The organism is Dactylosporangium vinaceum (assembly GCF_019904175.1).
In the GTDB taxonomy this organism is placed as follows: Bacteria; Actinomycetota; Actinomycetes; order Mycobacteriales; family Micromonosporaceae; genus Dactylosporangium; species Dactylosporangium vinaceum.
Genome location: NZ_CP061913.1, coordinates 4,505,908 through 4,518,262, shown reverse-complemented (window position 1 = coordinate 4,518,262; position 12,355 = coordinate 4,505,908). Strand labels below are relative to the sequence as shown.

Here is a 12,355-nt window from a genome sequence, read left to right as displayed (position 1 = left end):
CGAGCATCGGCGGGGAGACGATACCGACGCGACCTACCGGTCGATCATCGCTGTTCTCCCGAAGCGGACGGCCGGTCGGCCGCCAGGGACCTGGGCGGTACCAGCCGAGTGTCACGGCAGCGACCTCCCGCCGCCTGCTCCCAGCGTACTCCAGGCTCGCGAGGCGACGCCGGACGTGCTCGCAGTCCTTTGTAGACGGCTACGGCGACACCCCGCGATCAACGCCACGCATCGCCGGATGTGCGGACGTACCGCTTCCAGGCGTACCGCCACGGTATGACGGCGATGATGACCACGACCAGGGAACAGTTGATCAGCACCTTGCGTGCCGCGTCGTCCATGTCGCCGGCGATCAGGTGCGGCACGGCCACCGCAGCGATCCAGATGACCTTCCACGTGACCTCGAACAGCAGGACGGGCAGCATCCGGACGGGATAGCGCAGCCCAAGGAACGCCAGCAGCGACATGGCCGTCAGCAGGCAGGTGACGACCCCCGCCGGGACCGGCAGCGCTTCGGGGCTCTGGAAGAGCAGCGGCCATTTCACCAGCGCCAGCCCCACCCCCATGAACGCGTAACCGGCCCGCATGACGTACAGCCGCGGGGTCGACAGCTCGTCACCCGCGCCGGCCGTCCGGCGTCGCCCCTCGTCGCGAACGGTGATCGTGGCAGGTGCATCCATGAGGTGTTCCCTTCGATCGGTGGTACCTGCGCTCAGACTGCGCCCGGACCTTCTGTTCACCTAGGAAAGTTGCCATTTGCGGGAAACGGGCGTCTGCTGGGTGCGTGCAGGACCTTGCAGCGGCAAACATCGCCGCGGCCCTCGAACACCTCGGGGCGCGGCTCAAGTCCGTGCGGGCCCGGCGCCGCATGACACTCGCCGCCGTGGCGGTGACGACTGGCATCTCCAGGAGCACGATGTCGCGGCTGGAGACCGGGAAGCGACGCCCGACACTCGAGCTGCTCCTCCTGCTGTCCCACGCGTATCGGATCTCGCTGGACGACCTTGTCGCGGCACCTGACGAAGGCGATCCCCGTCTGCGTCTCAAGCCCAGCCGGGTGAAGGGCCGCACGGTGATCCCGCTGACCGGCGCCGGCGAAGGAGCGCAGGCCTGGAAGATCGTCATACCCCCCGGCCGGACCACCCCGGCTCCGCGTGCACACGAGGGCCACGAATGGATTTACGTGCTGTCCGGGCACCTCCGCCTCGTCCTCGGCGACGAGGACCTGGTGCTGGCGCCGGGGGAGGTCGCCTCGTTCGACACCGCGGTGCCGCACTGGTTCGGCACGAGCGGCGGCGATCCTGCGGAGATTCTCAGTATCTTCGGGCGCCCGGGCGAGCGGATGACTGTCCGGACCGCACCCCCTGCGTGATCGGCCGGGCCCCGTCCGACGGGTTCGCCACGCCCACACGCCGTGGCGCCACCGAGCGCCGGCGTACCGGCCGCCGAACCGGCTCCGGGCCGGGCGCTCCCCCGCTGACGCGACAGGGTGCCCAGCCGAACCTGGCTGATCATGGCCGGGAGCCGGGACCGCCCGTTACTCATTGATGTCGGGCCGATCCGCGCGTACAGTCCAGGCGTCGCTCCGGACCCTGGTGACCAGCCGCACGCGGCGTGTCCGGGTCCTGGTTGCACACCTGTATGTGGCGCACGACTGCCGCGTTCCCCGCCCGTCGTGGCCCTCCGTACCGAGTCGTGTCTCCCCGCTGGCGGGCGCACCGTGCACAGGCACGAATCCGTTCCACCGGGCGCGGTCGCGCCGCGGAGCCCATCCCGGCCGGCCGCCGACGAGAAGAGCAGCCATGAAACCAGTACGGGACCGACACGCCGCCGAACGCAACGCCAAGCTGAAGGTCTGCGTGATCGGGGCGTCGGGCAAGCTCGGCCGATACATGGTGCAGCACGCACTCGACCGGGGCTACGAGGTCGTCGGCGTGTGCCGCGCCGCCAGTGTGGGCAAGCTCGGTGACCTCCGCGACCGCATCACCGTCGTGACCGGGGCGACCGACGACCGCGACGTCATCGCCCGGGCGGTCGACGGCTGCGACGGCGTCCTGACGGTCCTGGTCCCGCGCGGGGTCAACCACTACGCAGCCGGCACCGCGCAGGCGGTGCTCGACCACACCCGCGGCGGTGCCCGCCTGGTGTTCTCCTGTGGCTGGCACATCTCCCGCGACGGCCTCGACGTGTACCCGTGGAAGCTCAGGGCGATCGTCAAGATCGCCGGCCCGCTCGCCCGGCTCGCCCGCTTCGCCGACCTGGACGACCAGGTGGACGCCTGTCAACGCGTGTTCGCCAGCAACACCCGGTGGACCGTGGTGCGCGGCAGCGACCTCAGCGAAGGTCCCAGCCAGGGCCTGCCGGTGTGGAGCCGGCACGTGGGCGACCCGAAACTGTCGAGCAACCAGACCCGGCGGGTGGACTTCGCCCTGTTCATGGTCGCCGCCCTGACCGACGACACGCTCATCCAGGAGGCACCGGCGATCGTCGGCCGACGGGCCCCATCTGCACTCGCACACGCTGAAACCACCCAGGAACTTCGATGACCTCACTGCGCACGACCGCGCGGGTCGCGGGCGGCTTCTATCTGCTCAGCTTCGTCTCGGTGCCGACGCTGACCCTCTATGCCCCACTGCGCGACGCGAACTACTTCACCAGCTCCGGATCCGACACCGGCGTCATCTGGGGCGGCATGCTGGAGATGATCGTGGCGTTCGCCGGCATCGGCACGGCGGTCGCGCTGTACCCGGTGCTCAAACGCCAGCACGAGGGCGTCGCGCTCGGGTTCGTCGGCTCCCGGGTGGTGGAAGCCGCCAGCATCGTCTCCGGTGTGGCGATCGTGATGGCGATGGTGACCGTGCGGCAGTCCGCAACGGGGCCCGACGTGCCGGCTGCCGGTACGGCACTTGCCGCACTGCACCTCTGGACGTTCCTGCTGGGCCAGGGCTTCATCCCGGCCGTCAACGCCGTGCTGCTGGGCTACCTGCTCTACCGATCCCGGCTGGTGCCGCGGGTCCTACCCGTGCTCGGACTCATCGGCGCACCCCTGCTCGCCACCTCCGCCGTCGCCACGCTGTTCGGCTTCTGGACCCAGGTGTCGGCGCAGTCCGGACTCCTGACCCTCCCGATCGGGGTGTGGGAGCTGTCGCTGGGGGTCTACCTCGTCGTCAAGGGCTTCCGGCCCTCCCCCGTCACCGCCGGCCCGGCCGGTACCGACCGTGTGCCCGTCTCCACCGGACGAAGCGACTGACGAGCAGGGTCCGGCGGCTCTCGCTGTAACCCGGCCGGGTGAACTCGACTGCCACATCAACAACCGGGTCCAGCAGCGGCCTATCGTCGGAGCCATTCTCCCACCGCTCCGGACCCCGGCGGTGTCCCAGTCGGGCATCGTCAGGAGCGTCGATGGTTGTCCAGCCGGCGAAACCACTCATCGTCACCGCGGCTTATGACCGGCTGGTCCAGCGGATCGCCGACCGCGAACCGGCCGCATTCCGCACGCTGTACCGCCTCATGGTCCGTCCCGTCTTCATGCACGCCCGCGATCAGCTGAGCGACGCCGCGGCCGCCGTGGCGATCACCCGCGCCGTCTTCGTCGAAGTCTGGAGGCTGGCCCCCGCCCGGCAGGGCTGCCAGGCACAGTCCTGGCTACTGGCCATCACGGACCGGCGCATCAGCGACTACCGGCGTTCGTCCGCCCGGCCGACGGAGCTCGCGGCCGGCTACGACGAACACATCGCCGCCGAGCTGGTGGCCTTGCTCCGGCCGGCGGACGCCACCTGAAGCCCGACGGCCGGAGATCCCGTCCGACGCCTGCGCCCGGGGTGCCCGGACCGGGTCAGCGCGCTTGTGGCGTACCGGGCTCCCGGCCGGCACAGCATGCCGCCCGGGAGCCCTCCCCCTGGTGCTGGAGTAACGTCAGCCGGCGGCACGCCGGGCACACACCGCTCGCAGGAGCACGGCAGAGGCTTTCCGGCGGTCGAGCTTCGATGCGCATCGACGGCCTCCCTCGTGCCCAATCGCGGCGGTGCCGAGTCGTACGGCCGTCCGCCACCGGGGACCGGGGTGGCAAGTTGCGCCTTCACCGTAACAGTCCCCGCGCTCGGGCGCATCACGGTCGTTGCCGACATCGATGCGCGACCTGGCGAGACTCGCTGCCGTCCGGCGGCCCGGTGTACCGTGGAACGTGCTGCTCCGGACCCCGGTGGCCGTCCGTCCGTCGTTCACGGACACGTCCCCCGATCGAGGTCGTCGCATGCCATATGTGTGGATCGTCATCGCCGTCATCCTGCTGCTGCTTCTCCTGCTCTCGCTCGCGGTGCGGGTGGTGAAGCAGTACGAGCGAGGTGTGCTGTTCCGGTTCGGGAGGGTCATCGGCGTGCGGGAGCCGGGCCTGACCGTCATCGTGCCGCTTGTCGACGTCCTGCAACGGGTGAGCCTGCGGATCGTCACGATGCCGATCCAATCCCAGGGCATCATCACGAAGGACAACGTCAGCGTCGACGTGTCCGCTGTCGCGTACTTCCGGGTCGCCGACGCGGTGAAGTCGGTCGTGGCGATCGAGAACGTGGGCGCGGCGATCAATCAGATCGCCCAGACGACGCTGCGTAAGGTCGTCGGTCAGCACACGCTCGACGAGACGCTCTCGGAGACCGACCGGATCAATATCGACATCCGCCGGATCCTCGACGTGGCGACCGAGGAGTGGGGTGTCGTGGTGACGCTTGTGGAACTTAAGGATATCCAGCTGCCGGAGAGTATGAAACGGGCGATGGCCCGGCAGGCGGAAGCGGAGCGGGAGAAGCGCGCGAAGATCATTGCCGCCGAGGGGGAGGCATTGGCCGCGGACGCTCTCGGCACCGCCGCCGACGTCATGATGGCCCATCCGCTGGCGCTGCAGCTGCGCAACCTGCAGAGCCTGGTCGAGATCGGCGTCGACCGCAACACTACCGTGGTGTTCCCGGCCCCGCTGATGAGCACGATCGGCGAGCTCGGCGCGTTCCTGGCGCGCGAGGCCACCTCGGCGGCGACGCCGAACCCGCTGCCGCCCAACGGCAAGCCGCTTCCGGCCAGCACACCCTGAGGTCGGCGCCCCGGTCCCGGCCGCCGGCCATTCTACGGCCGGCGGCAGGCGACGGCCCGGAGGTCGCAGCGACCCATCGCCGGGGCGTGCCACGGCGCGTGCGAGCGGCCTTCGGGCGGGCCCGCCGTCGCTTCGGCCGGCTCGATCACCTCGCGCAGGCGGTCCAGCGCTACGACCGGGCCGACGGGGGGCGGCTCGCCGCCGCGGTCACCTACTACGCGTTCTTTGCCACGTTCTCCCTGGCCCTGCTGGGATTCGCGATCCTCGGCTTCGTGCTCGACGACCCGGCCGTGCTGCACTCCGTGCAGGCGTACCTGTCGCAGAACCTGCCCGGCCTGGACGCGGCGGCGCTGCGTGAAGCCCGCGGCACGGCGGGTCTCGTCGCGTTCATCGTGCTCCCGGTCTCCGGCGTGTTCTGGGTCGATGCCCTGCGCTCCTCGATCCGGGCGGTCTGGCAGCTGCCGCAGTACCCCGGCAACTACCTGCTCCGCCAGGTGATCGACCTCGCTGTGCTGGCCGGGCTGGGGCTCCTGCTGGCTGTGTCGCTGGCGCTGACGACCGGCACGCAGGCGCTGCTGGCCTGGCTGCTGCACGTCGCGGCGGACCGGCCCGACCCGGTCGCCCACTGGCTCCTCGCAGCGGCCGCATACCTGCTCGGCGTCGCCGTCAACGTGCTGCTGGCCGTTGCCGCACTGACCGTCCTGCCACGGTTGCGGATACCGCCGCGCCGGGTGCTCGGGCCGGCGGTGTTCGTCGCCGCCGGCCTGGAGCTGCTCAAGACGTTCGGCCGGATCTACGTGCAGCGGGCCCAGGCCAACCCGGCTTACCAGCTCGTCACCGCCGCCGTCGCCATCCTGCTCTTCCTGAGCCTGCTCAACCAGCTCATCCTGTTCGCCGCCGCGCTCGCCGCCACCAGCACCCGGGGAACCGTCACCGACCTCGCCGCCCGGCTCCCGGCGGGCCCGGCGGCGTCAGGCCGCGCCGGGCCCGGCCCGGAGCACTGCCGGATCCTGTCGCGCCGCCGGCCGGTCCGAAGTCGCCGGACCGGTCCACCCCGCCGGCGGCGATGACGGTCCCGGCCTCGGCGCGGCGAGGCTCCGGCCGGTGCTGTGCCTGTCCCGTGCTGCGGATTCGTCGTGCATGGCGACCTTCCACGTTGAGGCGGTCGGTACGACCCGGCTCGCGCAGCGGTACGGTCAGCGCAGCCAGGGGGCGCGACGCACCAGCGGCAGCGCGGTCCAGGTGCGGCCGAGGCCGAGGGTGTTCCCGGCGCCGAGCAGGGCCAGGACGATGAGGACGGCGGCGTAGACGAGGTGCTCGTCCAGGAACGGGTTGCCGGCCGGGGGCAGCACAGCGGTCCACATCATGATCGTCAGCAGTGCGCCACCGGTCGCGGCGAGCCACATCCCGACGCCGAGCATCAACGCTGCGCCGATGGCCAGGAGCGCGCCCATGAACATCGCGTCAGCGCCGGCGTTCCCGGCGATCGCATGGTAGAAGCCGCTGAACGGCCCCTTGGCCGCGCTCAGGAACCCGTTGGTCGGGCTGCCGCCGTTGAGCCAGGCCCGCGCCGAGGGGGTGGCGAACCCGAGGCCGAACAGCTTGTCCAGGAAAGCCCACAGGAATATCCAGCCGAGCGCGAGGCGGATACCGGCCAGCATGTACCGAACGGCGGCTGGAGACGCGCTCGGCCGGTGCAGTGGTGCCGATCCGGATGCGCGCCGGTCGCCGGCGGTGGCGATGGCCCGGCCGCGCTCGGCGGCCCGGTGTCCGGTGCTGTCCGCAGCCGGATCGGGGACGAGGGGGTTGCCCGGGGTACCGATGGCACCTTCGGGTGCGGTGCTGTGCTCGTTGGCGATGTTGACCATCGCGCTCACGTTCCTTCGCATGACTTGTGGATCGTGTCCCGCAGCGCGAGCGCTTGCGGGCAGAGCTGGGCGTTCACCTCACGACGGAGGCGCATCGGGCAGGACCGGGATGGACCGGGGAACCGGAGGCCGCATTCGCAGCGAAGGCGTAACGGCTCGACGGCCACCAGGGACCGGAGCGACACCATCACCCTACGCGTGATCGCCGCGGAAAGCCTCACGGCGTCAGACCCACGGGAGCGCGGCGACGGTGAGCATCCGGCTCGGATCGACGGGCAGACCCCCCGGTGGCCGCGTCGCGCCGCCCGCTCGCCGAGGTGATCGACCGTCAAAGCATTGCCACGCGAGAAGGGTATATATCGACTTAAATGCTGGCGATTTTCGTGCATCACAAAAATACTTGGCAATATACGCCGAATTGGCCTGGCGTCTGAGCTTGAGAAGGCACATCGTAGTGACCGTGACACAGACAATGCACAAGACCGACCAGGAACTGAAGACCGCCGTGACCGAGGAACTGCACTACACCCCGAACGTCGATGCATCCGGTATCGATGTTCAGGTCCAGGGCGGAACGGTAACGCTTTCCGGCGAGGTCAACAGCCTGCCGGAGCGGCTCGCGGCAAAACAGGCCGCCATGCGGGTCGGCGGCGTCACCAATGTCACCAACAAGACCGCCGTGCGGGCCCCGATGCCCGCGGACGTCAACGACGAGGCCATCGCCCTTGCGGCCGACCAGGTCCTCACGTGGACAGTCGACGTGCCGGCGAACGCCGTCAAGGCCGATGTCCAGGATCGCCGGCTGACCCTGACCGGTCAGGTCACCTGGGAGTACCAGCGTCACGCCGCCGCGCGAGCGGTCACCTACCTCAAGGGCGTCAAACTGGTCAGCAATGAGATCCAGCTCGCGTCGACGACGCCGACCGCCGGCACCAAGGCAGCGGTCGAGGCCGCCCTGCGGCGCAGCGCCGAGTTGAATCCCGTCAACATCACGATCGATCTGGACGGGTCCGAGCTTGCGCTGCACGGCAGCGTCGGATCATGGGCGCAGCGCCGCGAGGCCGAGCGGGCCGCCTGGAGCGCCGCCGGCGTGACGAGCGTACGCAACGAGCTGCACATCGCGTCCTGATCACCAGCCACACCAACGGCTGCGAGCGCATGTGCGCCCGCAGCCGTTCGCCGTCAGGCCGGGTGGGCGGCGCTGCCGCCGACGGTGTCGAGGTGGCGCAGGACTTCGCGCCAGGACAGCCACAGCGTGGTCTCGCTGTATTCGACGCCGTGCTCGTGGCAGAACTGGCGGATGAGGACGTGGGCCCGGCGCAGGTTCGGCCGCGGCATGCTCGGGAACAGGTGATGCTCGATCTGGTAGTTGAGCCCGCCCAGAGCGACGTCGGTGAACGCGTTGCCGCGCACGTTGCGGGAGGTCAGCACCTGGCGGTGAAAGAAGTCCAGGGTGTTGCCCGCCGGCAGGATCGGCATGCCTTTGTGGTTCGGCGCGAACGCGCTGCCCAGGTACACGCCGAACAGTGCCTGGTGCACCGCCACGAACAGGATGCCCTGCAGCGGGCTGAGCACCAGAAACACGGCCGCCAGGTACAGAGCGGCATGCAGGCCGAGCAGGACACCCTCGGCCGGGCGACGCTTCATCCGGCGCCCGAACACGGCCGCCACGCTGTTGGCGTGCAGGCTCAGCGCTTCCAGGGTCAGCAGCGGGAAGAACAGGTACCCCTGCCGGCGCACGAACGCGGCCCGCAGCCCCCGCAGCGGGCGGGCCTGACCGGCCGTGAAGGCCAGCGGTGCCACCACGATGTCCGGGTCGGCGCCCTCGGTGTTGGGGTTGGCGTGGTGGCGATTGTGCTTCTCGATCCACCAGCCGAAACTCAATCCGATGAGCAGATTGGCGTGCAGCAGCCCGAGGAGGTCATTTGCGCGGCCGGACCGGAAGATCTGCCGGTGGCCCGCGTCATGGCCGAGAAACCCGACCTGGGTGAACAGCACCGCGAGCACGACCGCGGTGAGCAACTGCCACCAGGACGGACCGATGATCACGAAGGCGGTCCAGGTCGCGGCGAACGCGAACCCGACGATGCCGATGCGGACAGCGTAGTGGGCGACGTGCCGGTCCAGCAGGCCCGCCTGCTTTACCCGGCGGGACAACTGGGCATATTGACTGCCGACGCGCGGCGGCGGCCCGGCCGTGCGGGTCTGTTGAGACGACATGGCATGCGGCTTTCAGTTCGGCGACGAAGTAGCGCTGTGCCGCCGGGGTCCTGGGCCGCAATGTCGACGGTACTCCGCCCGCAGGCAACGCGCCCGGCCGCAAAGCCGGTCCACGCCGGAGTTCCCGGGCCGCGCCTCCTCGCGGGTTTGGCGCCCTGCCGCCGCGGGTACGCACATGCCGTTCGCTCTGGACCTCGGCGGCTGCTGGATCTCAACCCGCTGATCGGAGCGACCATGACGACGACAAGCCCACCGCCCCTTGGACCGTCCTCGGACCCGGCGGCGGCCCCGCAGCCCGCAACGGACCCCGCCGGGAAGCCGCGCGGCGACCGGGACCCGCGTACCCGCACCGGTACGACCTGGTTCGGCATCTGCGTCGCCGCGGTGCTCCTCGTGGTGCTGATCGTCTTCATGCTGCAGAACACCGGCAGCGTCGAGGTCACCTTCCTCGGCATGCACGGCAACCTGCCGCTGGCCATGGCGCTCCTTGTCGCTGCCGTCGGCGCGGCGATCGTCACCATGGCGATCGGCGCGGCCCGGATCGTCCAGATTCGCCGCCAGTCCCGGCACCGCCAGCCGTAAGGCGCACGGAGCGTACGCTCGGACATGTCGCTCGAGACCCCGGTGGCCGATCCGTGAATCGCTGACGGACGAACCCACTGCCGAGGTTCGATGCTTCTCCCTCTTGCGCAACTGTCGCACCCGGGCCTCGCCTCTTTGCCGGGCCGGCCGGGCGCCGCCCGCCGCAACGCCCGATCGGCTTCGGCGCCTTCGGCGCATCCGCGCAGTGCCCCCTCAGAGATCAAGAAGGATTCGCCATGCATGTGATTGACGCAAGGCCCTTGGGTGACGCGGAGGCGGCGCAGATCGATGCGTACTGGCGGGCGGCGAACTACCTGTCCGTCGGGCAGATCTACCTCATGGGCAACCCCCTGCTGCGTGAGCCGCTGCTGCCGGAGCAGGTCAAGCCCCGGCTGCTCGGGCACTGGGGCACCACGCCCGGCCTCAACCTGCTCTACGCCCACCTGTCCCGGATCATCGCCGCTCGCGACCAGGACCTCATATACGTCACAGGCCCCGGCCACGGCGGACCCGGCCTGGTCGCCAACGCCTGGCTGGAAGGCACCTACTCCGAGACGTACCCACGGGTCTGCATGGACGAGCCGGGCATGGGGCGGCTGTTCACCCAGTTCTCGTTCCCCGGCGGCATCCCCAGCCACGTCGCGCCGGAGACCCCCGGATCGATCCACGAGGGCGGCGAGCTCGGCTACTCCCTGTCGCACGCCTACGGCGCCGCGCTGGACAACCCGGACCTGGTCGTCGCCTGCGTCATCGGCGACGGCGAGGCCGAGACCGGGCCCCTCGCCGCGTCGTGGCACTCGAACAAGTTCCTCGACCCGGTCGACGACGGCGCGGTCCTGCCGATCCTGCACCTCAACGGGTACAAGATCGCCAACCCGACGGTGCTGGCCCGCATCGGCGACGACGAGCTCACCGCGCTGCTCACCGGCTACGGCCACAAACCGTACCTGGTGCAGGGCGACGACCCGGCCGAGGTCCACCAGCGGCTCGCCGCGACCATGGACGTGGTGTTCGACGAGATCGCCGCGATCCAGCACGCCGCCCGGCTCGACGGCACCGCCGGACGGCCGCGCTGGCCGATGATCGTGCTGCGCACCCCGAAGGGCTGGACCGGCCCGAAGGAGGTCGACGGCCTGCCGGTCGAAGGCACCTGGCGAGCCCACCAGGTCCCGCTCTCCGCCGCCCGCAACGACCCGGGACATCTGGCCCTGCTGCAGGAGTGGATGCAGTCGTACCGGCCGGAGGAGCTCTTCGACGAACTCGGCGCCCCGGCCCGGTCGGTCGTGGACTGGCTCCCCCGCGGCGACCGCCGGATCTCGGCCAACCCCCACACCAACGGCGGCCGGTCCCCGCACGAACTGGAACTGCCCGACTACCGCATCCACGCGGTCAAGGCCTTCGAGCCGGCCGAAGCCACCCGGGTGCTCGGCGGCTGGCTCCGCGACGTCCTCACGGCGAACGACGCACACCACAACTTCCGCATCGTCGGACCGGACGAGACCGAATCCAACCGGCTCGGCGCCGTCCTGGACGTCACCGACAAGGCGTGGCAGGCACCCATCGCCACCGTCGACGAGCACCTCGGCCCGCACGGGCGGGTGATGGAGATCCTGTCCGAGCACACCTGCCAGGGCTGGCTGGAGGGGTACCTGCTGACCGGGCGGCACGGGCTGTTCTCCTGCTACGAAGCGTTCGTCCACATCGTCGACTCGATGGTCAACCAGCACGCCAAATGGCTGCGCACCATCCGCCACCTCGACTGGCGCCGACCGGTACCGTCGCTGAACTACCTGCTCACCTCCCACGTCTGGCGGCAGGACCACAACGGCGCATCGCACCAGGACCCCGGCTTCATCGACCACGTGATGAACAAGAAGGCCGAGGTCGTCCGCGTGTACCTCCCACCGGACGCCAACACCCTGCTGTCCGTCGCCGACCACTGCCTGCGCAGCCGCAACTACGTCAACGTCATCGTCGCCGGCAAGCAGCCCGCACCCACCTGGCTCGACATCGACGACGCCGCCCTGCACTGCGCCCGCGGCCTCGGCATCTGGGACTGGGCCTCCAACGACGCCGGCGACCCGCACGTCGTGCTCGCCGCCGCCGGCGACGTACCCACCATGGAGATCCTCGCCGCCACCGACCTGCTCCGCCGGCACCTGCCCGACCTGAAGGTCCGCGTCGTCAACGTCGTCGACCTGATGCGGCTGCAACCCGAGGCCGAACACCCGCACGGGCTGCCCGACGCCGAGTTCGACGCCATCTTCACCACCGACCGGCCCGTCATCTTCGCCTACCACGGCTACCCGTGGCTCATCCACCGCCTCACCTACCGCCGCACCGGACACGCCAACCTCCACGTCCGCGGCTTCAAGGAGAACGGCACCACCACCACCCCGTTCGACATGCTCGTCCTCAACGACATGGACCGCTTCCGGCTCGTCATCGACGTCATCGACCGCGTCCCCGGTCTGGCCCGCCGCGCGGCCGTCCTGCGTCAGCAGATGGTCGACAAACGGGCCGAGCACCGCAGCTACGTCCGCAGCACCGGGGAAGACCTGCCCGAGGTCCGCGACTGGACCTGGCCGACCGCATGAGGAGTCCT

At 70.2% G+C, this 12,355-nt stretch carries 12 protein-coding genes; 9 read left to right on the top strand and 3 right to left on the bottom strand.

What is annotated here, in order from left to right; genetic code table 11:
- Window positions 1-218: 218 nt before the first annotated feature.
- Entirely contained in the window at window positions 219-680 is a 462-nt protein-coding gene (locus tag Dvina_RS20070) for a hypothetical protein (RefSeq protein WP_223103999.1), read from the bottom strand.
- Window positions 681-784: 104 nt separating this feature from the next.
- On the opposite strand from Dvina_RS20070, the gene Dvina_RS20065 reads away from it, so the two are divergent.
- From Dvina_RS20065 to Dvina_RS20040, 6 genes are all read left to right on the top strand, one after another.
- Window positions 785-1,372 (top strand): helix-turn-helix domain-containing protein, encoded by a 588-nt coding sequence (locus Dvina_RS20065; RefSeq protein WP_246656329.1) that lies wholly within the window; start codon window positions 785-787, stop codon window positions 1,370-1,372.
- A 430-nt stretch (window positions 1,373-1,802) separates the two neighbouring features.
- Entirely contained in the window at window positions 1,803-2,546 is a 744-nt protein-coding gene (locus Dvina_RS20060; protein WP_223103998.1) for an NAD(P)-dependent oxidoreductase, read from the top strand.
- Entirely contained in the window at window positions 2,543-3,250 is a 708-nt protein-coding gene (locus tag Dvina_RS20055; protein WP_223103997.1) for a DUF4386 domain-containing protein, read from the top strand. The genes Dvina_RS20060 and Dvina_RS20055 overlap by 4 nt, the downstream gene beginning before the upstream one ends.
- Window positions 3,251-3,402: 152 nt before the next feature.
- Complete coding sequence (locus Dvina_RS20050) at window positions 3,403-3,780, top strand: sigma-70 family RNA polymerase sigma factor (protein ID WP_223103996.1); 378 nt, start codon at window positions 3,403-3,405, stop codon at window positions 3,778-3,780.
- Window positions 3,781-4,252: 472 nt separating this feature from the next.
- Window positions 4,253-5,080, top strand: coding sequence for a slipin family protein (locus Dvina_RS20045; RefSeq protein WP_223103995.1), 828 nt, complete (start codon window positions 4,253-4,255; stop codon window positions 5,078-5,080).
- A 98-nt stretch (window positions 5,081-5,178) separates the two neighbouring features.
- Window positions 5,179-6,150, top strand: a complete 972-nt coding sequence (locus Dvina_RS20040) for a YihY/virulence factor BrkB family protein (RefSeq protein ID WP_223103994.1) — start codon at window positions 5,179-5,181, stop codon at window positions 6,148-6,150.
- Window positions 6,151-6,276: 126 nt separating this feature from the next.
- Here Dvina_RS20040 and Dvina_RS20035 read toward each other — a convergent pair whose 3' ends face one another.
- Window positions 6,277-6,969: a DoxX family protein gene (locus Dvina_RS20035; RefSeq protein ID WP_223103993.1), complete on the bottom strand. Its 693-nt coding sequence runs from the start codon at window positions 6,967-6,969 to the stop codon at window positions 6,277-6,279.
- 451 nt (window positions 6,970-7,420) lie between these two features.
- Between Dvina_RS20035 and Dvina_RS20030 the strand changes: the two genes are divergently transcribed.
- Window positions 7,421-8,077: a BON domain-containing protein gene (locus tag Dvina_RS20030; RefSeq protein ID WP_223103992.1), complete on the top strand. Its 657-nt coding sequence runs from the start codon at window positions 7,421-7,423 to the stop codon at window positions 8,075-8,077.
- A 53-nt stretch (window positions 8,078-8,130) separates the two neighbouring features.
- Here the strand turns inward: Dvina_RS20030 and Dvina_RS20025 are convergent, their stop codons facing one another.
- Window positions 8,131-9,168, bottom strand: a complete 1,038-nt coding sequence (locus Dvina_RS20025) for a fatty acid desaturase family protein (RefSeq protein WP_223103991.1) — start codon at window positions 9,166-9,168, stop codon at window positions 8,131-8,133.
- 234 nt (window positions 9,169-9,402) lie between these two features.
- On the opposite strand from Dvina_RS20025, the gene Dvina_RS20020 reads away from it, so the two are divergent.
- Together Dvina_RS20020 and Dvina_RS20015 are read left to right on the top strand one after the other, a co-directional pair.
- Window positions 9,403-9,750, top strand: a complete 348-nt coding sequence (locus Dvina_RS20020; protein WP_223103990.1) for a LapA family protein — start codon at window positions 9,403-9,405, stop codon at window positions 9,748-9,750.
- 236 nt (window positions 9,751-9,986) lie between these two features.
- Window positions 9,987-12,347 (top strand): phosphoketolase family protein, encoded by a 2,361-nt coding sequence (locus Dvina_RS20015; RefSeq protein WP_223103989.1) that lies wholly within the window; start codon window positions 9,987-9,989, stop codon window positions 12,345-12,347.
- Window positions 12,348-12,355 lie beyond the last annotated feature (8 nt).